Origin of the sequence: Stenotrophomonas sp. Y6 (genome assembly GCF_022436665.1) — a bacterium.
Lineage (GTDB): Bacteria > Pseudomonadota > Gammaproteobacteria > Xanthomonadales > Xanthomonadaceae > Stenotrophomonas > Stenotrophomonas acidaminiphila_A.
This window is the reverse complement of record NZ_JAKUKB010000017.1, coordinates 1-20,984: the sequence shown is the minus strand read 5'-3', so window position 1 is coordinate 20,984 and position 20,984 is coordinate 1. Positions and strand designations below refer to the sequence as shown.

Sequence of the window (20,984 nt, the reverse complement as noted above, 5' to 3'; positions counted from 1 at the left end):
CTCGCCCAGGTAGTCGTCCAGTACGTCGGTGCCGTTCATGCCGCGCGCTCCAGTTGCGCGGCGTCCTCGGCGCGCAGCCATTCGAGCGCGCGCCGGTAGGCAGACAGCCCGCGGCCCGGGTAGGCGTCGTCGTGCGCCGGGGCGGTGAGGGTGGCCGGGGTGCTGATGCGGGTGTCGATCGGAATCGCGTCTTCCCACACGCGCTCGCCATGCCGGTCCTGCATCTGCCGCAGGGTTTCGTTGCCGGTGCGGGTACGGCGGTCGAACAGGGTCGGCAGGATCGACACCGGCAGCGGCCGGCCGCGCGAGCGCTCGACCATCTGCCCGGTGCGTACCATGCCTTCCAGCCCGTGCAGCGCCAGGGGTTCGGCCTGGGTGGGAATGATCAGCCGGTCGGCCGCGGCCAGCGCGTTGATCATCAGCAGCCCCAGGGTCGGTGCGCAGTCGAGCAGGATGTAGTCGTGGCGCTGCCCGTGCTGCGCCAGCGCATGCTGCAGGGCCAGGCCCAGGCCCGGCTGGTTGGCGCTGCGCCGTTCCAGGGTGGCCAGCGCGGCCTGCGCGCACAGGTAGTCCAGCCCGGGGATGGCGCTGCCACGCGCGAGCGCGGCGATCTCGCCGGGCGGGGGGGCGAACAGTTCCAGCACGCCCGGCGGCGGTGGGTCCAGCGGTACCCCGAAGGCCCGGGTCAGCGAGGCGTGCGGGTCGAGGTCGATCAACAGCACGCGCTGGCCCAGCGCGGCCAGGCCGCGCCCCAACGCCAGCGTCGTGGTGGTCTTGCCGACGCCGCCCTTCTGGTTGGCAATGGCCCAGATACGCATCAGTGCACTCCTTCTATTGCTGCCGGCAAGGCCGGTCCGGACGTGCGCGCGGGCGCCTCGGCGCCGGCGGCATCGTGGGTGGGTTGTGCGGCGTCGACCGTGGTCGCGCCGTCGGCCAGCGCCTCGGCGCTGGCGGCCGAATCGGCCAGGATGATGACCATGACCCGGCGGTTGCGGTTGCGGCCCTCGGCCAGCGCGTTGCTCTCGCGCGGGCGGAACTGGCCGTAGCCCATCATCGCCAGCCGCTGCGGCTGCACGCCGTGGTCGGCGAACAGGTGCACCACGCTGGCGGCACGCCCGGCCGACAGTTCCCAGTTGGACGGGTACTGCGCGGTGGCGATCGGCATGTCGTCGGTATGGCCTTCCACGCGCACCCCGTTGGGTACGTCGCGCAGCACGTCGGCCAGCTTGCCCAGGGTCTGCCGCGCGTCGGCGTCCAGCGCCGCCGACCCGGTGGCGAACAGGATGTCGCTGTTGATCTCGACCTCGATCCACAGTTCGGTGCGGCGCACGCTGATCACGCCCTGGCTGACCAGCGGCGCCAGCGCCCGGGTCAGCTTCTCGGCGATCTGCCCGAGCTGGCGTTCGGCGCGCTGCAGCTGCTCGCGGTCGCGCAGCGATACCGGGCGCGTCATCTGCGACGCCATCGACGGCAGCCGCGTCGGGTCGGAAACCGCGCCGCCGGTCATGCTCGGCGCGCGGATCACCGCCGGCGTGTCGTGGCCGCCGCCCTGCAGCTGCTGGTGGCCGACCTGGACCTGGGTGATGGTGCGCGGCGCGCCGCCGAAGGCGGTGGTCAGGGCGTCGGCCATCACCCGGTACTTGCCTTCGTTGAGCGAGGAAATGGCGTACATCACCACGAAGAAGGCCAGCAGCAGCGTCATCAGGTCGGCATAGGGGATGGCCCATGCCTCGTGGTTGGCGTGCTCTTCATGGGACTTGCGGCGTGCCATGGTTCAGCCCACGAAGCCGGCCAGGCTGGTTTCGATGTTGCGCGGGTTCTCGCCATGGGCGATGGCGATCAGCCCTTCGATGATCATCTCGCGCTCGCGGCTGTTGTGCGCGATCACGCTCTTGAGCTTGGCCGCGACCGGCAGGAACAGCAGGTTGGCCGAGGCGATGCCGTAGATGGTGGCGGTGAACGCGGCGGCGATGCCGTGGCCGAGCTTGCTCGGGTCGGCCAGGTTCTTCATCACCGCGATCAGGCCCAGCACCGCGCCGATGATGCCCAGGGTCGGGGCGTAGATGCCCATGCCCTCGAACACCTTGGCCGCGGCCAGGTCGCGGTGTTCCTGGCCGCTGAGTTCGATTTCCAGCATGTGCCGGATCGCGTCGGGCTCGACGCCGTCCACCACCAGCTGCAGGCCCTTGCGCAGGAACGGGTCGTCCTGCATCTCCACCTGCGGCTCCAGCCCGAGCAGGCCCTGGCGGCGGGCGATGTTGCTCCATTCCACGATCTGCCGGATCAGGGCCTGGCGGTCGCTGGCCGGCGGCTGCACCACCCAGCGCACGATCCTGAAGGCATGGCGGAAGATCGCCGGCGAGGTATGCAGCAGGATCGCCGCCACGGTGCCGACGATGACGATGACGAAGGCGGCCGGCGACCACAGCGAGGACAGGCCGGCTCCCTTGAGTATGCTGCCACCCACCAGCGAGGCCAGTGCGAGGAAGAGTCCGATGATGCTGAGTCTGTCCATTTAACGGATATCGGCGTTTGCGCGGGGTACTTGAACGGGTGGGGGGCGGCCGCGGGCGCGGCGGGCGTGTGTGGCCGCGGGCTGCGGCGGTCATGCGCCGCTACCGGCGCGACCGGTGGGCTTACTCCTGGCTGCGCAGCCCGTCCACGTCCAGGATCAGCGCCATGCGGCCGTCGCCGATCAGGGTGGCGCCGGCATAGCCCTTGAGCCCGCGCAGGGCCTTGGGCAGCGGCTTGATCACCACTTCCTCGCGGCCCCGCACCTGGTCCACGACCAGGCCGAAGCGAGCCTCGCCGATCTGCAGCACCACGATGGTGAGCAGGGTCGACTGCGCCGGTTCCACGTCCAGCCACTGGCGCAGGTCGACCAGCGCCAGCGTGTGCGACTTGCGGTCGAGCACGGCGCGGCCGTCGAACCAGCCCAGCGAGGTGCGCGGCGCGTGCAGCACTTCCATCACCCGCGCCAGCGGCAGCGCGTAGATGTCCTCGCCGGCCTGCACCAGCAGGGTCGGCAGGATCGCCAGGGTCAGCGGCACGCGGATCAGGAAACGGCTGCCGCGGCCCAGTTCCGACTGGATCTGGATCTGCCCGCTCAGCTCGCGGATGCGCGACTGCACCACGTCCATGCCGACGCCGCGGCCGGAAATGTCGGTGACCTGCTGCTTGGTCGAGAAGCCCGGCAGGAACACCAGGTGCAGGCACTCCTCGCTGCTCAGCCGAGCCGCCGCCTCCGGGTCCAGCAGGCCCTTCTCGCGGGCCTTGGCGCGCAGCCGCTCGGGGTCGATGCCGGCGCCGTCGTCCTGCACTTCGATGCTGACGTAGTCGCCTTCCTGCTGCGCCGACAGCCGTACCCGGCCCATGCGCGGCTTGCCCTGCGCTTCGCGCAGGTCGGGCATTTCCACGCCGTGGTCGATGGCGTTGCGGACCAGGTGCACCAGCGGATCGGCCAGCGCCTCGACCAGGTTGCGGTCGAGCTCGGTCTCGGCGCCGATCAGCTCCAGGTCCACTTCCTTCTTGAGGCTGCGGGCGACGTCGCGGGCGACCTTGGGGAAGCGCGAGAACACCTTGCCCACCGGCTGCATGCGGGTGCGCATGACCGCCGACTGCAGGCGTGCGGTGGCGATGTCCAGGGTGGAGACGGCGCGGTCCAGTTCCTCGTCCTTCAGGCGCGTGCGCAGGGTCTTGAGCCGGTTGCGCGAGAGCACCAGTTCGCCGATCAGGTTGACGATGGCGTCCAGGCGCTTGGTGTCCACGCGCACGGTCTGTTCCGGTTCGACCGCGGCCTTGGCCGCGGCCGGTGCCGGTGCCGGCGTCGATGCCGGTGCCGGTGCCGGGGGCGCAACGCGCGCAGGTGCGGCCGGCGCGGTGGCCGGCAGGGCGCGGGCGCCGGGCGCGGCACCGCCGTGCAACTGGTCGAGCAGGCTTTCGAATTCGTCTTCGGTGATCAGGTCGCCGCCGGCCGTGGCGGCGGGCGCGGCGCTGGCCGCGACGGGGCGGCTGCCGGGTGCGGCGCCGCCATGCAGCTGGTCCAGCAGGCTTTCGAACTCGTCCTCGGTGATCAGCTCGTCGCCGCCCTTGGCGGCGGGCGCGGCGCTGGCCGGCGCCGGGCGGGTGCCGGGCGCGGCGCCGCCGTGCAGCTGGTCGAGCAGGTTCTCGAACTCGTCTTCGGTGATCAGGTCGCCGGCCGTCGCCGGGGCGGCCACCGCGACCGGTGCCGCGGGGGCCGGGGCCGCATCGACGTCGAACAGCGCGATCAGCGACGGCGGCGCGTGCTGCGGATCGGTGCCGGCCGACACCGCGTCGAGCATCGCCTGCAGCCAGTCCAGCGACTGCTGCGCGGCGTCGAAGTGGTGCGCCTGCAGCACCGCCTTGCCCGAGCGCGCCATGCCCAGGGTTTCCTCGGCGGCGTGGCACAGCTCGACCATGGCGTTGATGCCGAGGAAGCCGGCGCCGCCCTTGAGCGTGTGGAAGCCGCGGAACACCGCGTTGAGCTGGTCGTTGTCCTGGGGCGACTGCTCCAGGGCGACCAGCTGTTCGCCGAGGCGATCCAGGATTTCCTGGGCCTCGATGATGAAATCGGCGGCGATGTCGTCGGCGAAGGCGCTCATGGCATCACAGCCCCAGGTTGGAGAGCAGGTCGTCGGCGTCGTTCTGGCTGACGGCGTGGCGGTCGATGCCTTCCAGCGCCGGGCCGGCGAGGCCGCGGCCACGGGCCTCGTCTTCCGGCGGCGGCAGGCCGAGCGCGCCGAAGCCCTCGTGCACGCGGCGCACGATGCCGACCACGCGGCGGATGATCTGCCCGGTCAGGTCCTGGTAGCTCTGGGTCAGGGCGATCTCGGTGAGGTTGTGGCGGATGCGCTCCAGCGCCTGCTCGTGTTCGATCGCCGGCACGCTGCCCTCGCGCAGGCCGCTGACCAGCTCGCGGCACTGCTCGGCCAGGTCCAGGGTGCGGTGGGTGGCCTTTTCGGTCATCTCCACCACGTGGTCCAGGCGCGCGCAGGCGTCGTCCAGCTCGCCAGCCTCGGTGGGTACCGTCGGCAGCTCGCCCAGGGCCTGGCCCAGCTCGCGCGCCAGCCGCCCCAGCCCGGCCATCATCGGCTGCGTGCGCAATGCCGCCAGCGCGTCGATTTCCCGGCGCCAGCCGTGTTCGTCGCCGCTTTCCAGCGCCGCCAGCGCGTCCTGCAGGTGTTGCACCAGGATCGATTTTTCGCTCGGAGTTCCGCTGGGCATGGTCATCAGGCGCTCGCCGCCAGCCGCTCGAAGATCTTGCCGAGCTTCTCTTCCAGGGTCTGCGCGGTGAACGGTTTGATGATGTAGCCGTTCACGCCGCACTGCGCGGCCTCGATGATCTGCTCGCGCTTGGCCTCGGCGGTGACCATCAGCACCGGCAGGGTCTTGAGCTTGGCATCGGCGCGGATCGCCTTGAGCAGTTCGATGCCGGTCATCACCGGCATGTTCCAGTCGGTGATCACGAAATCGAACGGCTGGCTGTTCAACAGCGCCAGCGCGGCATGCCCGTCCTCGGCTTCGGCGGTGTTGGTGAAGCCCAGGTCGCCCAGCAGGTTCTTGACGATGCGCCGCATGGTCGAGAAGTCGTCGACGATCAGGATCCGCATGTTCTTGTTCAAAAGGTGTTCCTCTTCATGGTTCGACGAGGCCGGCGTCGGCCGCCTCGAAAATCTTCAACCGGCCACGCAGCCGCAGCATGGCCTGGCCGTGGATCTGGCATACCCGCGACTCGCTGACCCCGAGCACCGCGCCGATCTCCTTCAGGTTCAGCTCCTGCTCGTAGTACAGCGACAGCACCAGTTGTTCGCGTTCGGGCAGCTGGCCGATCGCCTTGCCCAGTTCCTCGCCGAACTGGCTGCGCTCGAGCACCTGCTGCGGGGTCGGGCCGCCGGTGGCCGGGGTGTCCAGTTCGCCCTGGTCCTCGATCCGCGATTCCAGGCTCAGCACCTGGCCGCGCGCGGCGTCCTCGATCAGCCGCATGTACTCGGGCAGCGGCATGTCCATGGCCTGCGCCACCTCGGTCGCGCTGGCGGCGCGGCCGGTGGCCTGCTCGATGCGGCGGATGGTGGCGGCGGCGTCGCGGGCGCGGCGGTGCACCGAGCGCGGCACCCAGTCGCCGCGGCGGATCTCGTCGATCATCGAACCGCGGATGCGGATCGAGGCGTAGGTCTCGAACGAGGCGCCCTGTTCGGCGTCGTAGCTGCGCGAGGCTTCGATCAGGCCCATCATGCCGGCCTGGATCAGGTCGTCGATCTCGACGCTGGCCGGCAGGCGCGCCGCCAGGTGGTGGGCGATGCGCCGCACCAGGTCCGAATGGCGGGCGATGCAGTCGTTGGCGCTGGCGCGCTGGACTTCGCGGTAATGGGCGGCCGGGTTCATGTCGCCACCCCGCGCTGGATGATGCGCTCCAGGAAGAACTCGACGCCGCCGCGCGGCTCGGTCGGCGCCTGCCAGCGGGCGGTGCGGCGGGCGATCTCCTGCAGCGCCAGCGCCGCCGGCGCCGACGGGTACAGCTTGACCACCGGCTGCTGGCGCTGCACCGACAGCCGCAGCCAGTCGTCCTGCGGCACGCAGCCCAGGTAGTTGAGCGAAACGTCGGCCAGGAATTTCTCGCACACCCGCACCAGCTTCTCGTACAGCATGCGGCCTTCGTTGGGGTCGCGGGCCATGTTGGCCACGACCTGGATGCGGTCCACCCCGCGCTCGCGCGAGAGCACCTTGATCAGCGCGTAGGCGTCGGTGATCGAGGCCGGCTCGTCGCACACCACCACCACCGTGTCCTGCGCGGCCTGGCAGAAGGTCAACACGCTGTCGGTGATGCCGGCGGCGGTATCGATGATCATCACGTCCAGGTCGCGTTCCAGCTCGGAGAACACGTTGACCAGGCCGACGTGCTCGGCCGGCTGCAGTTCGGCCATGTGCCGGCGGCCAGACGCGGCCGGCACCACCAGCAGGCCGTCGGGGCCTTCGATGATCACGTCCTCCAGGGTGCAGCGCCCGGCGACCAGGTCGGCCAGGGTGTGCTTGGGCTGCAGCCCGAGGATGACGTCGATGTTGGCCAGGCCGAGGTCGGCGTCCAGCAGCAGCGTGCGCTTGCCCATGCCGGCCAGCGCCACGGCCAGGTTGGCCGAGACGTTGGTCTTGCCCACGCCACCCTTGCCCCCGGTCACCGCGATGGTGCGCACGGGGCCCGCGGGCTGGCGGCGGGTGGCCGACAGCGGGAAGGCATTGGTCAGCTTGGCGTACTCACGCGACGGCATGGTTCAACTCCGGATTGCAGGGCATATCGGCCGCGCGGCGCAAATCTTCAAGGCGCAGCACCAGATTGGCCGCCGAGGCGCGGTGCAGGTCTTCGGGCACGTCCTGGCCGTCGGTCACCCAGGTGATCGGCAGGCGGTGGTCCACGGCCACCGAAAGGGCCGAGCCGAAGCGGCCGGTCTCGTCCAGCTTGGTCAGCACCACGCCCTGCGGGTTGGCCGCGCCGAAGCGGCGCACCACCTCGTCCATGTCCTGGAAGCTGGTGTTGGCCGGCAGCACCAGCAGGGTGCGGATCTGGCCGGCGGCACGCAGCCACTGCAGCTGCGCGGTCAGGGCGCGGTCGCGCTGGCCGAGCCCGGCGGTGTCGATCAGCACCAGCTTGTAATCGGCCAGGCGCTCCAGCAGCTGGTTGAGGTTGGTGCCGCTGCTGGCCTCGTGCACGGCGATGCCGAGCTGGCGGCCGAAGCCGTACAGCTGCTCGCGGGCGCCGATGCGCTGGGTGTCGGTGGTGACCAGGGCCACGTCGCGCGCGGCATGGGCCTCGGCGAAGCGCGAGGCCAGCTTGGCGATGGTGGTGGTCTTGCCGGCGCCGGTCGGGCCGACCAGGGCGATCACGCCACCGGCCTCGATCGGGTCGACCGGGGCGATCGGCAGTTTCTTGGAGATCAGGCCCAGCATCAGCCCGCGGGCGCGCGCCGGGTCGGTATCGGCCGGCATCTGCACCGCCACGTCGCGGGCCAGGCCGGCGTCGAAGCCGTACTCGTCCATCAGGTCCAGCGCATTGGCGCGCACCGGGCTGCCACGCAGGCGCTCGTCGGTGAAGCGGTTCATCTCGCGCTCGATCAGCTGGCGCATGCCGGCCACTTCCTGGCGCAGTTCGGCCAGCTGGCGGTCATCGCGCGGTACCGCCGGGACCACGCTCAGCGCGGGCGCGGCGACGGCGGGGTCGGCCGCGGGCGCCGGAACATTGACGCTGAGCGGCGTCGATGCCGGGGCCGGTGCCGGCACGGCGATGGCGGGGGCGGGCAGTGCCGGTTCCGCGGCCACGACCGCGGCCGCCACGGGCGGCACCGCCAGCGCCGGTTCGCTGGGCGCGGCGGCTGCGGGCAGCGCCGTGGCCGGCGCGTCCAGCGGCGGATCGATCGCGAAGTGGGCACGGTTGCGGGCGGCCGGTACCGGCGCCGCCGCGGCGACGGCGAAGCCTTCGGGACGGAACGCCGGCACCACCGGCGCATCGTCCTGCCGCGCCGGGAAGGTGGCGAAGATCTGTTCCGGCAGCGCCGGCGGGGGCGCAACGGCCGCGGGCGCGGGCTGCGGCTTGAGCAGCGACGAGAAGCGGCTGCCCGAGGCCAGCTCGAGGCTGCTGTCGATCGAGCGGCCGGTGGCGCCGACCGCCGAGCGGGCGAGGGCGGCCACGGCCGAGGCGGTGGCCACCACCGGTTCCGGCTCCGGCGCCTTGCGGCGGGTCACCGCGGCGATGATCGCCTCGGCGGCGCTGCGCGGCTTGGGCGCCGGCGGCGGTGCCGGGCGGGCGGCCTCCAGGGCGCGCTGCACCACGCTCTCGTCATAGTGCGCGGCCGCCACGATCTCGACGCCTTCCTCGATCCGGCGGTTGGACAGGATGACGGCGTCGGGGCCATGTTCCTTGCGCACCAGGTTCATGGCGGTGCGCATGTCGGCGGCGACGAAACGTTTGATCTTCATGCTGGAGTACCGGGAATTCGTGTGCGGGTGCGACGCGGGAGCAGTAGCGTTGGCGGTGTCGTGCATGGCGGTGCGTGCTCCTCGTCCTTCGTGTGTGGCGGTGGCCGGCCTGGTGTCCGTTCTTTGACGTCGTCCTGCGCCGCCGCCGGTTTCCAGGCTGTCCTCAGCTGATCGTGCCGACCAGCTTCAGGCGCTTGTCTTCCGGTACCTCGCTGTAGGCCAGCACCGACAGCGAGGGGACGCTGTGGCGGACCATCCGCGCGAGGGCGGCGCGGACCGGGCCCGGTACCAGCACCACGGCCGGCTCGTTGCGCGCCTCCTGCTTGCCGACACATTCGGCAAGACTCTGGTGGAGGCGCTCGGCGAGACCGGGTTCCAGTGCGGCACCGTTGCCCTGCGTGGATTCCTGCAAGACCCGTTCCAGTTGCGGGTTCAGGGTGAACACCGGCAGTTCCGGCGACATGCCGGCGATTTCCTGCACGATGAACCGGCCCAGCGCGTTGCGCACCGCCACGGTGAGCACGGTCGGGTCCTGGCTGAGCGCGGCGTTCTCCACCAGCGCCTCGGCGATCTTGCGCAGCTGGCGGATCGGGATGCGCTCGATCAGCAGGTTCTGCAGCACCCGCGCCACCACCGAGATCGGCAGCGCCTTGGGGGTGAGGTCCTCGACCAGCTTGGGCGCGCTCTTGGCCAGGGTCGCCAGCAGCTGCTGCACTTCCTCGTGGCCCAGCAGTTCCGGCGCGTGCTCGCGGATCAGGTGCGACAGGTGGGTGGCGACCACCGTGGCCGGATCGACCACGGTGTAGCCCAGCGACTCGGCGTGGGCGCGCTGGTGCGGCTGGATCCAGGTGGCGTCCAGGCCGAACGCCGGATCCTTGCCGGGAATGCCGTCCAGCTGGCCCATCGCGCTGCCGGGGTCCAGCGCCAGCTCGCGGTCGGGGTGGATCTCGGCGCTGGCCACCGGCACGCCGTGGATCAGCACCCGGTAGGTGGTGGGCGCCAGTTCCAGGTTGTCGCGGATGTGCACCGACGGGATCAGGAAGCCCACGTCCTGGGTGAGCTTGCGGCGCACGCCCTTGATGCGTGCCATCAGTTCGCCGCCCTGGGCCTTGTCCACCAGCGGGATCAGCCGGTAGCCGACCTCCAGCCCCAGCGGGTCGACCGGACGCAGCTCATCCCAGCTCAGTTCGGCGGTCGGCGCCGGCGGCGCGCCGAGCAGCCCGGGGATCTCGCCGGCGGCGGCCGCGCCGGCCTCGTTGCCGGCCGCGGCGGCGGCCATGTCGCGCTTCCACAGCTTCCAGGCCAGGAAGCCGAGGATCGCGGCCAGGATCAGGAACGCCAGGTTGGGCATGCCCGGGACCAGCCCGACCAGGCCGATGATGGCCGCGGCGATGGCCAGGGCCCGGTACTGGCCGAACACCTGGCCCATCATCGCCTGGCTCATGTCCTGGGCGCGCGAGGCGCGCGTGACCAGCATCGCCACCGCGCTGGACACCAGCAGTGCCGGCAGCTGCGCCACCAGGCCGTCGCCGATGGACAGCAGGGTATAGGTGGAGGCCGCGTCGGCGAACGGCATGCCGTGCTGCAGCACGCCCACCGCCAGGCCGCCGAGCAGGTTGATGAACAGGATCAGGATGCCGGCGATGGCGTCGCCGCGGATGAACTTGCTGGCACCGTCCATCGCGCCGTAGAAATCGGCTTCCTCGCGCACTTCCTCGCGCCGCGCCTTGGCTTCCTCGCGGGTCAGCAGGCCGGCGTTGAGGTCCGCGTCGATCGCCATCTGCTTGCCGGGCATGGCGTCGAGGATGAAGCGCGCGGTCACTTCCGACACGCGCCCGGCGCCCTTGGTGATGACCACGAAGTTGATGATGGTCAGGATCGCGAACACCACGATGCCGACCGCGTAGTTGCCGCCGATCACGAATTCGCCGAACGAGGCGATGACCTTGCCGGCGGCCTCGTGGCCGTTCTGGCCATTGAGCAGGATGACGCGGGTGGAGGCCACGTTCAGCGCCAGCCGCAGCATGGTGGTGACCAGCAGCACGATCGGGAAGATGGTGAAGTCCAGCGGCCGCTTCACGTACACCACCGCCAGCAGCACCATCAGCGAGATGGCGATGTTGAAGGTGAACAGCGCGTCCAGCACCGGCGCGGCCAGCGGCACCACCACCATCGCCAGCAGCGCCAGCACGATCAGCGGCGCGCCGAATCCCTGGCGGATCGCATCCAGCAGGCGGCGCGCGGTGGTGGGCATGGGCTGGGCGCTCATGGGCGGGCCCCCTTGCCGAACTCGTCGATGTCGATGGCCGGCTGCTGCGGCATCGGCCCGCCGCGCCAGGCACGCAGCTGGTAGACGTAGGACAGGATCTGGGCGACGGCCGAATACAGTCTCACGGGGATTTCCTTGCCGAGTTGGCTTTCCCTATACAAGGCGCGTGCCAGCGGCGGTGCCGAGACGATCGCCACCCGGTTGCCGTCGGCCACCTGGCGGATCCGCAGGGCCAGTTCGTCCACGCCGCGGGCCACCACGGTCGGTGCGTTCATGCGCCCGGCCTCGTACTTGAGCGCCACCGCGTAGTGGGTGGGGTTGACCACGACCACGTCGGCATTGGGCACGGCCTCCATCATCCGCCGCTGCGACAGCTGCATCTGCATCTGGCGGATGCGGCCCTTGACCTCCGGGCTGCCCTCGCTTTCCTTCATTTCGCGGCGGACCTCGTCGCGGGTCATCTTCAGCTTGCGCAGCCAGTTCCAGTGCTGGTACGGCGCATCGATCGCCGCCAGCAGCACCAGCGCGCCGGCCGTGGCCAGCAGCAGCCGCAGGGTGAAGCCCAGGCCATCGAGCACCGCCCGTTCCAGCGGCAGCTGCGGCAGGACGCGCAGGGCATCGAAGCCGTGCCAGATGCACAGCCCGGCGGCGGCGCCGACGAACAGCATGCGCAGCAGCGACTTGGCCAGTTCGGCCAGCGACTGCATGCCGTAGATGCGCTTGATCCCGCTTATCGGGTTCATGCGGTTGAGGTTGGGCATGAGCGCCTTGGACGACACCCGCAACCCGCCCATCACCAGCGGCGCGACGAAGCTGGCCAGCAGGCAGGCCAGCAACAGCGGCCAGGTCGCCAGCAGCAGCCGCAGCAGCAGCATCCCGGCGTGGCCGAACAGCGCGTCGGGGGTCTGGAACAGCCCCGGCTCGGGCGCCAGCGCCGTGCGCATCCAGGCGCGCGCATTGCCGCCGATCACCCCGGACAGGGTGGCGACGGCGATCACCCCGGCGCCGAACACCGCGGCGGTGGCCAGTTCGCGCGAGCGCGGGATGTCGCCCTTCTCGCGGGCGTCGCGCAGCCGTTTGCCGGTAGGTTGTTCGGTTTTTTCGGTGCCGTCTTCGTTCTCAGCCATGGCCTGGCGCGGGTACTGGATCCGGCATCGGCCGTGCAAGAACCGGGCCAGCGCCGCCGCGGCCGGCGGGTGCGGCCGGGGTCATCGCCCGGGACGCGCACGGCCGGGGGCGCCGGGCGCCGCGCTCAGAGGCCGCCGCTGGCGTACAGGCGCATGAAGCTCTCCGGGCCGACCGGCCGCCCCAACTGGTAGCCCTGCAGGTGGTCGCAGCCCAGGCGCTCGGCATAGGTGCGCTGGCCAGGGGTCTCGATGCCCTTGGCCACCACCTCCATGTTCAGGGCGTGGCCCAGTGCCACGATCGCCGCGACCACCACCACGTCCTCGTCGCTGTCCTCCAGCGCCATCACGAAGGCGCGGTCGATCTTGATCTCGGTGGCCGGCAGCCGGCGCAGCTGCAGCAGGCTGGAGAAGCCGGTGCCGAAATCGTCGATCGAGATACCCACGCCCAGCGCGGCGACGGCGCGCAGCACCGCGATCGCGGCGTCGGCGTCGCGGGTGACCGCGTTCTCGCTGACTTCCAGCACCAGCCGCGACGGCGCCAGTTCATGCCGCTGCAGCACCCGCCGCACCTCCTCGACCAGGCACGGCGAACCGAGCTGCAGCCCCGACAGGTTCACCGACACCTGCCAGCCGGGGTGGCCGGCATCGTGCCAGCAGCGCATCTGCCGGCAGGCCTCGTCCAGCACCCATCGGCCGATCACGTCGATCAGTCCGTGCTGTTCGGCCAGGCGGATGATGCGTGCGCTGGGAACCGGCCCGTGCACCGGATGGCGCCAGCGCAGCAGCGCCTCGGCGCCGGTGACCAGGCCACTGTCGCCATGCACCCGGGGCTGGTAATGCAGGCTCAGCTGCGCCGCGGCGAGCGCCTGCCGCAGGTCCTCCAGCAGGCGCCGGTCCTGCTCGGCGTCGGCGCTCATCCAGGCGGCGAAGCGGGCGTGGCGGTTGCGGCCGGCCTGCTTGGCATGGCGGGTGGCGGTCTCGGCATGGGCCAGCAGTTGTGGCGCGGTGGCGCCCTGTGCCGGGTACAGCGCCAGTCCCAGGCTGGCGGTGACGCGCATGTCGCGCTCGTCCACGCGCACCGTGTTGACCGCCATGAGAATGCGCTCGGCCAGTGGCGCCGCGGCGGCATCGTCGGCCAGCGGCAGCGCGATCACGTACTGGTCGCCGCCCAGGCGCCCGACCAGGCCGCCGTCCGCCAGCTGCCGGCGCAGCTGTTCAGCCACGTCGACCATCACCGCGTCGCCGGCCTGCGGGCCGAAGGCGCTGTTGATGTGGCGGAACTCATCCAGGTCCAGGGTCATCACCGCGCACCCGAGCCCCGTCGCGCGGCACTGCTGCAGCAGCTGTTCGATGCGTTCGTGCGACAGCTGGCGGTTGGGCAGGCCGGTGAGCGGATCGTGGCGGCTGGCATGGAACAGCTCCTTGCGCGCACCGTCCAGCGAGGCCGACAGCGTGGTGTTGCGCCGCCGCAGCAGGCGCGCCTGCAGGCGCTGCTCGAACAGCGAAATGACCAGCACCACCGCCATCATCGTCACGGCCAGCAGCAGCACCCCGGCCGCCAGCCATTCGGCGCCGATGCCGCCGCCGGTTGCCGCGGTGCACACCGAGCCGGCCGCGAACCGCGCCGCGGCCATGCCGGTGTAGTGCATGCCGACGATGCCCAGGCCCATCACCGCGGCGGCGGCCAGGCGCTGCGCCAGCGGCCGCGCGCGGCTGCGCATGCGCAGGGCGATGAACAGCGCGGCCCACGAGGCGCCCACCGCGATCACGATGGAAAGCGCGACCCACGATGGCGCGTAGTCGATGGCCGGGTGCATGCGCAGCGCGGCCATGCCCGCATAGTGCATCCAGGCGATGCCCAGGCCCATGAGCAGCGCGCCCAGCGCCAGCCGCGCCTGCGACAGGGCGGGACGCGACACCAGCCACAGCGCGAACAGCGAGGTGGCGATGGCCACCAGCAGCGATTCGAGGGTCGGCCAGAGCGCATAGCCGAGCGGGATCGGCAGGCGCAAGGCGAGCATGCCGACGAAGTGCATCGACCAGATGCCGGTGCCCATGGCGACGGCGCCCGCCAGCAGCCAGCCGCCGGCGGCGCCGCGATGGCGCCAGGCCGATACCCGCGAGGCCATGTCCAGCGCGGTGAACGAAGCGAGCATCGCGACCAGCACCGACAGCGCGACCAGCGACGGGTTATAGCTTCCTGCAAGCATGGCATCCTCCCTTTGCACCCGATGGCACGCGGGGCGTGCCACGCATCCGGCGGCGGCCGGCCCGATCCCTGCCAGCCCCGCCTGCAGACTATCCCGGGCCGGCGCGCGCCGGGCAAGCGGTTCGCCGCCGCGCACGGCGGGCGCGGCGATTCCGGCTCAGCCCGTTACCTGCCGCGCGGCGTCGAACGCGCTGTCGAGCAGGCGCTGCACCGGCGCGGCCATTTCCCCGGCCAGCAGTGCCAGCAGGACCAGCCCCAGCAGCAGCGACACCGGCAGGCCCAGCTGCATCGGGTGCAGCGCCGGCGCCGCGCGTGCCAGCACGCCGAACGCCAGGTTCACCGCCAGCATCGCCACCACCAGCGGCAGCGCCAGGCTCAATGCGCCGCGGAACACCTGCAGGAACAGGGTCGGTGCCAGTGCGGCCATCGCGTGCGGGTCGGGCAGCGCGGTACCGATCGGCAATGCCCTGTAGCTGTCCACCAGCAGCGAGATCAGTGCGAGGTGGCCGTTGCTGGTGAAGAACAGCAGCCCGAACAGCAGGTAGAACCATTGCCCGACCACGCCGGAGCTGCCACCGCGCAGCGGATCGCTCATCTGCGCGAACGCCAGGCCGGTGCCCTGCGCGACCAGTTCGCCGGCCATCGCGCCGGCCTCGAAGATCAGCCGCAGCAGGAAGCCGATGCTCACCCCGACCGCCAGCTCGCGGGCGATGCTGAGCACCGTGGCCGCGTCGAAGCCGTTCCAGACCGGCACCGGCGGCAGTACCGGTGCCAGCGCCACCGACAGCGCGACGGCGAGCAGCGCCCGCACCCGCGCCGGCACCGCGCGCGAGCCCACCATGGGCATGGCCATCAGCATCGCGCCGATGCGCAGCATGACCCACAGGGTGGTGCCGATGATGGCGAAGGCCTGCTGGCCATCGATCATCATCCGGGTGATCGGGTCCATGGCGCCGCCTAGCCGATCAGATGCGGGATGCGCTGGAACAGCAGGGTGGTGAACTCCACCAGGTGGCCGAGCAGCAGGCTGCCCAGCGCGAACAGCGCCGCGGTCAGCGCCGCGGCCTTGGCGATGAAGGCGATGGTCGGCTCATTGAGCTGGGTGGCGGCCTGGATGATGCCGATGACCACGCCGACCACCAGCACCACCACCAGCAGCGGGCCGGCGATCCAGAGGGTGGCGACCAGGCCGCCGCGCAGTTCGGTAAGGGCAAGTTCGGGACTCATGCCGGGGTGGATGCAAGGTTGGTGCCAGAGGGGCAAGGTTTCCGACGTTGCGGTTGCCGTGGATTTTGACTTGCCGGGTTCCCTTCCGTAGCGACGGAGGCGGCAGACAAGACCCCGGGGCGCCGCACAAGGATGTGCGGCGTTTTTCGACGAGACAGGGATGTCTCGTCGAAAAATCCTGCCGACGGAGTGGACCCGCGATGCGCAGCATCGTGGGCGCGTAGGCAGGGTGTGCTTTATTTGCGCCAGGTTTCTTTGCACAAGCAAAGAAAGGTGGCTCGGGCCCCTTCAGGGGCACGAAAGCCTCTGCTTCTGAAGTTGCTTCTGAAAGGGCCAAAGTCAAAGTCAGAGCGAGAGCTTTCACTCCCCTTCGGGGAGCGAGTTACTTTTCTTTGCTCGTGCAAAGAAAGGCTAACCAAAAGAAAGCACGCCCTGCCTGCGCACCCTCCGCGCTGCGCGCTCCAGGTCCACTGCGCTGCCGGGATTTTTCGACGAGACATCCCTGTCTCGTCGAAAAACGACGTGCTCGTCCGCTTCGCGGTCGAGTCCGGGGCAGTCGCCGCACGGCGCCTGCCCGTCCGGCGGGGCGAAGCAGTGCTTCGCCTTTTTCCGCCGAACCCATGCACGCCGCCCCTTCGGGGTCTTGTCCGTCAGCTCCGTTGCTACGGAAGGGAACCCGGCAAGTCAAAATCCATTGGCAACGGCAGCAACGGCAGCAACGGCAGCAACAGCAAGGTCAAAGGCGAAAGCGGCCAAAGCGGGGGCAGCCTCCGTCAGTTGCTGGGCCGGAAACAACGAAGCCGCGAGTTGATCGCGGCTTCGTGCAATGAATTCATGAGTGGCGGCTCACATCGCGTTGAAGCTCGCCGCCAGCGTGCCCACCACCAGCACCCAGCCATCGACCAGCACGAACAGCAGGATCTTGAACGGCGCCGAGATCAGCATCGGCGAGAGCATCATCATGCCCATCGACATCAGCACGCTGGACACCACCAGGTCGATGATCACGAACGGGATGAAGATCAGGAAGCCGATCTCGAACGCGGTCTTCAGTTCGCTGGTGACGAACGAGGCCACCAGCACCGGGAACGGGATCGCGTCCGGACCGGCATAGGGGCCCTGGCCGGCCAGCCCGGCGAAGGTCATCAGGTCGGTCTCGCGCACCTGCGCCAGCATGAACGCGCGCAGCGGCTGGGTGGTCAGGGTCCACGCGGTCTGGAAGTCGATCTTGCCGTCCAGGTAGGGCGCCATGCCGGTGGACCAGGCCTTGTCCCAGACCGGCATCATGATCATCGCGGTCAGGAACAGCGCCAGCCCGAGCAGTACCTGGTTGGAGGGCGTCTGCCCGGTGCCCATCGCCTGCCGCAGCAGGCCGAGCACGATGATGATGCGGGTGAAGGCGGTGAGCACCAGCAGCAGCGACGGCAGCAGGGTGATCGCCGTCATCAGCAGCAGCGTCTGCAGCGGCAGGCTGACCGGGGCGCCGCCGATCTTGCCGACGTTCACGTCGGGCAGGGCCGGCAGCTGCGGCGCGGCGGGGGTTGCCCAGGCCAGCAGCGGCAGCGCCAGCAGCGCGAACACGACCGCCAGCTGGCAGCAGAAACGGGAATTGATGCGGTGCGGCAGCATGCTCAGGCGTCCTTGCGCAGCTTCTGTTGCAGCAGCTGCGCGAAATTCGGTAGGTGTTTGAGGTGGGGAAGCGTGGCCGGCGCCGGCGCCGGCAGCGGTTCGGGCAGTGCGTGCAGCGCGCTGATGCCTCCGGCGGTGATGCCCAGCAGCAGCTGTTGGCCGTTGACGTCGACCACCACCACGCGTTCCTTGGCGCCGACGTTGAGGCTGGCCACCAGCTTCAACCCCTCGGCCGGGCGGAAGCCGGCGCCGGGCAGCCGCTTGAGCAGCCAGCCCAGGCCGACGATCAGCGCCAGTACCGCGAGCAGCGCCAGCACCGCGCCGAACAGGCCCGGCGCGGCGGCCGCGTGCTGCCCGACCGGCGCCGCCTGCGGATGGCCCTGGGCCATCGCGGCGACGGCCAGGGCGGTGGCCGGCAGCAGGCTCAACGCAGTCTCCGGATGCGCTCGCTGGGGCTGACCACGTCGGTCAGGCGCACGCCGAAGCGGTCATTGATGACCACCACCTCGCCATGCGCGATCAGGGTGCCGTTGACGAACACGTCCAGCGATTCGCCGGCGCCGCGTTCCAGCTCCACCACCGAGCCCTGGTTGAGCTGCAGCAGGTTGCGGATCGGCACCCGCGCGCGCCCGACTTCCAGCGACAGCGTCACCGGCACGTCCAGGATCACGTCCAGGTTGAGGTCGGCGTTGCCGTCGCCCTCGGCCTGCAGGTTGGCGAACTGCGCCGGCTCGGCGGCGGGCGCGGCGGGGGCGGGGATCTCGGTGGGGTCGTGCTCAGTCATGGGAGTTTTCCTGGGACGCGGACGGGCGTGGCGGCCTGCCCGGCGGATGGGTAGCGGTGATCTTGATGGCGTTGCGGTCGCGGGCGATGCCGAACTCGCCGGTGAACACCGGGATGCCTTCGACGCACAACGGCACTTCCTTCAGCATCTCGATGGGCAGGATGTCGCCGACCTTGAGCCGGCTCAGCTCGCGCAGGCTCATGCGCCGGCGCGCGATCACGCTGGACAGCTCCACCTCGGCGGTGTCCAGCTGCTCGCGCAGCATGATCGCCCAGCTCTCGTCGCGGTCGTTGCGGTCGCTCTGGATGCCGGCGTCGAGCAGCTCGCGGATCGGCTCCAGCATCGAGTACGGCAGGGTGATGTGGATGTCGCCGCCGCCACTTTCCAGCTCGACGTGGAAGCGGCACACCACCACGTACTCGCGCGGGCTGACGATGTTGGCGAAGTGCGGGTTGATTTCCGAATTGATGTAGTCGAAATCGACGTTCATCACCGGGCTCCAGGCCTCGCGCAGGTCGACGAAGGCCTGCTTGAGCATCAGCTGGATCACGCGCATCTCGGTGGCGGTGAACTCGCGGCCCTCGATGCGGGTGTGGTAGCGCCCGTCGCCGCCGAAGAAATTGTCCACCACCGCGAACACCAGGGTCGGCTCGAACACGATCAGGCCGGTGCCGCGCAGCGGCTTGAAGCGGACCAGGTTGAGGTTGGTGGGTACGTACAGCGAGTGCAGGTAGTCGCCGAACTTGATCAGTTCGATGCCGCGCACCGAGATCTCGGCCGAGCGCCGGATCAGGTTGAACAGGCCGATGCGCCACAGCCGCACGAAGCGCTCGTTGACCATCTCCAGGGTGGGCATGCGCCCACGGATGATGCGGTCCTGGCTGGCGAAATCGTAGGGCCGCGCCTCGCCCGGCGGCGGCTCGGGCTCGGCGGTGTCCACCGTGCCGGAATCGACGCCGTGCAGCAGGGCGTCGATCTCATCCTGGGACAGCAGGTCGTTGATGCTCATCGGCGTCGCCTTACTGGGTGACGAAACTGGTGAACAGCAGGTCGTCGGCGGTCTTCTTGCCGGTCTCGGCCTGCATCAGCTTCTGCACCTCGGCCAGCGCCGCGGCCTGCAGGCGCTCCTTGCCGGCACGGTCGGCGATCTGTTCGGGCTCGACCTGGGAGAACAGCATCAGCAGCTTGGCGCGGATCGCCGGGGCGTGGGTCTGCAGCGCCGGCAGCGCCTCCGGGTCGCGGGTCATCAGCTGCACCTCGACCTGCAGGTAGCGCGGGCCGTCCACGCGTCCGTTGAGGTTGACCACGAAGGCCGGGTCGAGCGCGAAGTACTGCGCCGGGGCCGGCGTGGCCGGGGCCGCGGCCTTGGCCTTGGACGGCGCGGCGTCGGCGCGGCCCTGGGTGAAATACCAGACGGCGCCACCGGCGCCGCCGGCGGCGACCACGGCGATCAGCAGGGTCGCCAGCAGCGAACGGCGCGGCTTGGCCGCGGCATCCTTGTCCTTGTCCTTGGAAGTGTCTGGCTTGCGGGATTTGTCGGCGGCGGCTGCCACGTTGTGCTCCTCAGGGTTGCTGTCCCTGAATATGCAAAACGCGTGCCGCAGTGTGGGCCGGTGGCGATGACGGAAAGTTGACGGGGCTGGCCACCACGCGCGGCGCGCGCCAGCCGTGGGCCGCGCCTACGCCTCAGGCGTAGGCGTCGAGCAGGCCGCGCAGGCGCAGGGGACGGACATCGCGCCCGGTCAGGGCGCCGGCCTCGCCGGGCTCGCCGTCGTGGCCCGTGCCCGTGCCGCTGCCGCCGGTGTTCGACGAACCCGGCTCGGACTGGCGGTGGCCGACATCGGCCTGGGCCAGCTGCAGGCCCTGTTCGCCCAGCATTTCACGCAGCCGCGGCAGGCCGCTTTCCAACGCCTGGCGGACTTCGGCATGCGCGCTTGAGAAGGTCGCGTGGACCCGGTCGCCGTCCAGCTGCAGCTTCACTTCCACCGGCCCGAGGTCGTTCGGGGTGACGCGGATATGCGCATGGCCGATCTTCTGGTCGGCCAGCCAGCCGACGCGGGCGCCGATGGCGTCGTCGAAGTCGGCTGCCTGCATGTCGACCGGCGCCGACAGCGCCGGCGGGAAGGCCGGTGCCGGACGGGCTTCGGCCACGCTGGCCAGGTTCTGCAGCAGCGGCCCGAACAGCGCCGCGCCGGCGCCTGGATCGGTGGCCGCCGGCGCGTTGCCGGCCGGGGCGCCGGGCAGCACCGGCGCAGCGTCGCCGCCGGGCAGCGACGGTGCCAGGGCCTCGGCGTCGGCGGCGAGCGCCGCCGCAGCGGCCATGGCCGTGGCCGTGGTGGCCGCCGCCGACGCGACGGGGGCGGGCGGTGGTGCCAGTGTGGTCGGCGCCGCGGCAGCCGCCGTGGACGCGGCCGGCGACGCTGCGCCGCTGGAGCGGGGCAGGGCGCCGCCGTCGCGGGTGGCCAGCGGAGCGGCGTCGGCCACGGCCGGGGCCGTCGTGGTTGCCGGCAACAGCCCGGCAAGGCCGGCCGGCGGCCATTGCGGCGCGTCGTCGTCGCTGTCGTCCTGGTCGCCACCGCCCTCAGCGGCGGCCGCCGGTTTCCCGGCGTCGCTGGCCGCGGCGGTTTCGCCGCCGGCGGCGGCGTCGGCCGGCGCCGGCGCGGCCGCCGGGTCGGCGTTCCCGCGCCCCGGGTCGTCCGCGGCCGGGCGGGCCGCGGGTTTCGGCCGCGGCGTGGCGGCCGCCGGCGGCTGCGG

Annotated in this window: 19 protein-coding genes and 1 pseudogene; all 20 read right to left on the bottom strand. The window is 70.9% G+C overall.

The annotated features are described in order from the left end of the window. Nucleotides 1–35: 35 nt before the first annotated feature. Nucleotides 36–818, bottom strand: a complete 783-nt coding sequence (locus MKP15_RS16735) for a ParA family protein (protein ID WP_240213486.1) — start codon at nt 816–818, stop codon at nt 36–38. A gap of 128 nt (nt 819–946) precedes the next feature. Further along, nucleotides 947–1,771, bottom strand: a pseudogene (motD, locus tag MKP15_RS16730) (flagellar motor protein MotD); the annotation flags it as partial. Between the two features lie 3 nt (nt 1,772–1,774). Next, nucleotides 1,775–2,515, bottom strand: a complete 741-nt coding sequence (locus MKP15_RS16725) for a flagellar motor protein (protein WP_104938864.1) — start codon at nt 2,513–2,515, stop codon at nt 1,775–1,777. Between the two features lie 121 nt (nt 2,516–2,636). After that, entirely contained in the window at nt 2,637–4,622 is a 1,986-nt protein-coding gene (locus tag MKP15_RS16720; protein ID WP_240213485.1) for a chemotaxis protein CheA, read from the bottom strand. Between the two features lie 4 nt (nt 4,623–4,626). Further along, a complete protein-coding gene (locus MKP15_RS16715) occupies nt 4,627–5,250 on the bottom strand; it encodes a protein phosphatase CheZ (protein ID WP_199776704.1) in 624 nt (207 codons plus the stop codon). Further along, complete coding sequence (gene cheY, locus MKP15_RS16710) at nt 5,250–5,642, bottom strand: chemotaxis response regulator CheY (protein WP_161615656.1); 393 nt, start codon at nt 5,640–5,642, stop codon at nt 5,250–5,252. The genes MKP15_RS16715 and cheY overlap by 1 nt, the downstream gene beginning before the upstream one ends. A gap of 13 nt (nt 5,643–5,655) precedes the next feature. Beyond that, on the bottom strand, nt 5,656–6,402 hold the full coding sequence (locus MKP15_RS16705) for an RNA polymerase sigma factor FliA (protein ID WP_161615655.1): 747 nt from the start codon (nt 6,400–6,402) through the stop codon (nt 5,656–5,658). After that, nucleotides 6,399–7,283 (bottom strand): MinD/ParA family protein, encoded by an 885-nt coding sequence (locus tag MKP15_RS16700; RefSeq protein ID WP_161615654.1) that lies wholly within the window; start codon nt 7,281–7,283, stop codon nt 6,399–6,401. Before MKP15_RS16700 ends, MKP15_RS16705 begins: the two co-directional genes overlap by 4 nt. Beyond that, nucleotides 7,270–8,985 carry a flagellar biosynthesis protein FlhF gene (gene flhF / locus MKP15_RS16695; RefSeq protein WP_240213484.1) on the bottom strand — a complete coding sequence of 572 codons (1,716 nt, stop codon included), beginning with the start codon at nt 8,983–8,985 and terminating at the stop codon, nt 7,270–7,272. Before flhF ends, MKP15_RS16700 begins: the two co-directional genes overlap by 14 nt. 163 nt (nt 8,986–9,148) lie before the next feature. Continuing rightward, nucleotides 9,149–11,254: a flagellar biosynthesis protein FlhA gene (gene flhA, locus MKP15_RS16690; RefSeq protein WP_240213483.1), complete on the bottom strand. Its 2,106-nt coding sequence runs from the start codon at nt 11,252–11,254 to the stop codon at nt 9,149–9,151. Then, nucleotides 11,251–12,381: a flagellar biosynthesis protein FlhB gene (gene flhB, locus MKP15_RS16685; protein ID WP_240213482.1), complete on the bottom strand. Its 1,131-nt coding sequence runs from the start codon at nt 12,379–12,381 to the stop codon at nt 11,251–11,253. Before flhB ends, flhA begins: the two co-directional genes overlap by 4 nt. Nucleotides 12,382–12,506: 125 nt before the next feature. Then, the gene (locus tag MKP15_RS16680) at nt 12,507–14,591 is read right to left on the bottom strand and encodes an EAL domain-containing protein (protein ID WP_240213481.1); all 2,085 of its coding nucleotides are present in this window, start codon (nt 14,589–14,591) and stop codon (nt 12,507–12,509) included. 156 nt (nt 14,592–14,747) lie between these two features. Continuing rightward, the gene (gene fliR, locus MKP15_RS16675; RefSeq protein ID WP_240213480.1) at nt 14,748–15,539 is read right to left on the bottom strand and encodes a flagellar biosynthetic protein FliR; all 792 of its coding nucleotides are present in this window, start codon (nt 15,537–15,539) and stop codon (nt 14,748–14,750) included. Between the two features lie 8 nt (nt 15,540–15,547). Further along, nucleotides 15,548–15,817 (bottom strand): flagellar biosynthetic protein FliQ, encoded by a 270-nt coding sequence (locus MKP15_RS16670; protein ID WP_054665837.1) that lies wholly within the window; start codon nt 15,815–15,817, stop codon nt 15,548–15,550. Between the two features lie 846 nt (nt 15,818–16,663). Further along, nucleotides 16,664–17,446, bottom strand: coding sequence for a flagellar type III secretion system pore protein FliP (gene fliP / locus MKP15_RS16665; protein ID WP_240213479.1), 783 nt, complete (start codon nt 17,444–17,446; stop codon nt 16,664–16,666). A gap of 2 nt (nt 17,447–17,448) precedes the next feature. Next, nucleotides 17,449–17,835, bottom strand: a complete 387-nt coding sequence (gene fliO, locus MKP15_RS16660; RefSeq protein WP_161615587.1) for a flagellar biosynthetic protein FliO — start codon at nt 17,833–17,835, stop codon at nt 17,449–17,451. Nucleotides 17,836–17,870: 35 nt separating this feature from the next. Beyond that, the gene (fliN, locus tag MKP15_RS16655) at nt 17,871–18,230 is read right to left on the bottom strand and encodes a flagellar motor switch protein FliN (RefSeq protein WP_104938856.1); all 360 of its coding nucleotides are present in this window, start codon (nt 18,228–18,230) and stop codon (nt 17,871–17,873) included. After that, nucleotides 18,223–19,239 carry a flagellar motor switch protein FliM gene (gene fliM, locus MKP15_RS16650; RefSeq protein ID WP_104938855.1) on the bottom strand — a complete coding sequence of 339 codons (1,017 nt, stop codon included), beginning with the start codon at nt 19,237–19,239 and terminating at the stop codon, nt 18,223–18,225. Before fliM ends, fliN begins: the two co-directional genes overlap by 8 nt. Nucleotides 19,240–19,249: 10 nt before the next feature. After that, complete coding sequence (locus MKP15_RS16645; RefSeq protein ID WP_104938854.1) at nt 19,250–19,783, bottom strand: flagellar basal body-associated FliL family protein; 534 nt, start codon at nt 19,781–19,783, stop codon at nt 19,250–19,252. Nucleotides 19,784–19,916: 133 nt separating this feature from the next. Continuing rightward, nucleotides 19,917–20,984 (bottom strand): flagellar hook-length control protein FliK (locus MKP15_RS16640; RefSeq protein ID WP_240213478.1); only part of this gene is annotated, 1,068 nt, incomplete at its 5' end.

Coding starts and splice junctions, on each gene's coding strand:
- MKP15_RS16715 (WP_199776704.1), bottom strand. CDS start 5,250: ATGACCATGCCCAGCGGAACTCCGAGCGAAAAATCGATCCTGGTGCAA.
- MKP15_RS16705 (WP_161615655.1), bottom strand. CDS start 6,402: ATGAACCCGGCCGCCCATTACCGCGAAGTCCAGCGCGCCAGCGCCAAC.
- flhB (WP_240213482.1), bottom strand. CDS start 12,381: ATGGCTGAGAACGAAGACGGCACCGAAAAAACCGAACAACCTACCGGC.
- MKP15_RS16725 (WP_104938864.1), bottom strand. CDS start 2,515: ATGGACAGACTCAGCATCATCGGACTCTTCCTCGCACTGGCCTCGCTG.
- flhA (WP_240213483.1), bottom strand. CDS start 11,254: ATGAGCGCCCAGCCCATGCCCACCACCGCGCGCCGCCTGCTGGATGCG.
- MKP15_RS16735 (WP_240213486.1), bottom strand. CDS start 818: ATGCGTATCTGGGCCATTGCCAACCAGAAGGGCGGCGTCGGCAAGACC.
- fliN (WP_104938856.1), bottom strand. CDS start 18,230: ATGACTGAGCACGACCCCACCGAGATCCCCGCCCCCGCCGCGCCCGCC.
- fliP (WP_240213479.1), bottom strand. CDS start 17,446: ATGCTGCCGCACCGCATCAATTCCCGTTTCTGCTGCCAGCTGGCGGTC.
- MKP15_RS16720 (WP_240213485.1), bottom strand. CDS start 4,622: ATGAGCGCCTTCGCCGACGACATCGCCGCCGATTTCATCATCGAGGCC.
- MKP15_RS16680 (WP_240213481.1), bottom strand. CDS start 14,591: ATGCTTGCAGGAAGCTATAACCCGTCGCTGGTCGCGCTGTCGGTGCTG.
- flhF (WP_240213484.1), bottom strand. CDS start 8,985: ATGAAGATCAAACGTTTCGTCGCCGCCGACATGCGCACCGCCATGAAC.
- fliR (WP_240213480.1), bottom strand. CDS start 15,539: ATGGACCCGATCACCCGGATGATGATCGATGGCCAGCAGGCCTTCGCC.
- MKP15_RS16670 (WP_054665837.1), bottom strand. CDS start 15,817: ATGAGTCCCGAACTTGCCCTTACCGAACTGCGCGGCGGCCTGGTCGCC.
- fliM (WP_104938855.1), bottom strand. CDS start 19,239: ATGAGCATCAACGACCTGCTGTCCCAGGATGAGATCGACGCCCTGCTG.
- MKP15_RS16700 (WP_161615654.1), bottom strand. CDS start 7,283: ATGCCGTCGCGTGAGTACGCCAAGCTGACCAATGCCTTCCCGCTGTCG.
- fliO (WP_161615587.1), bottom strand. CDS start 17,835: ATGGCCCAGGGCCATCCGCAGGCGGCGCCGGTCGGGCAGCACGCGGCC.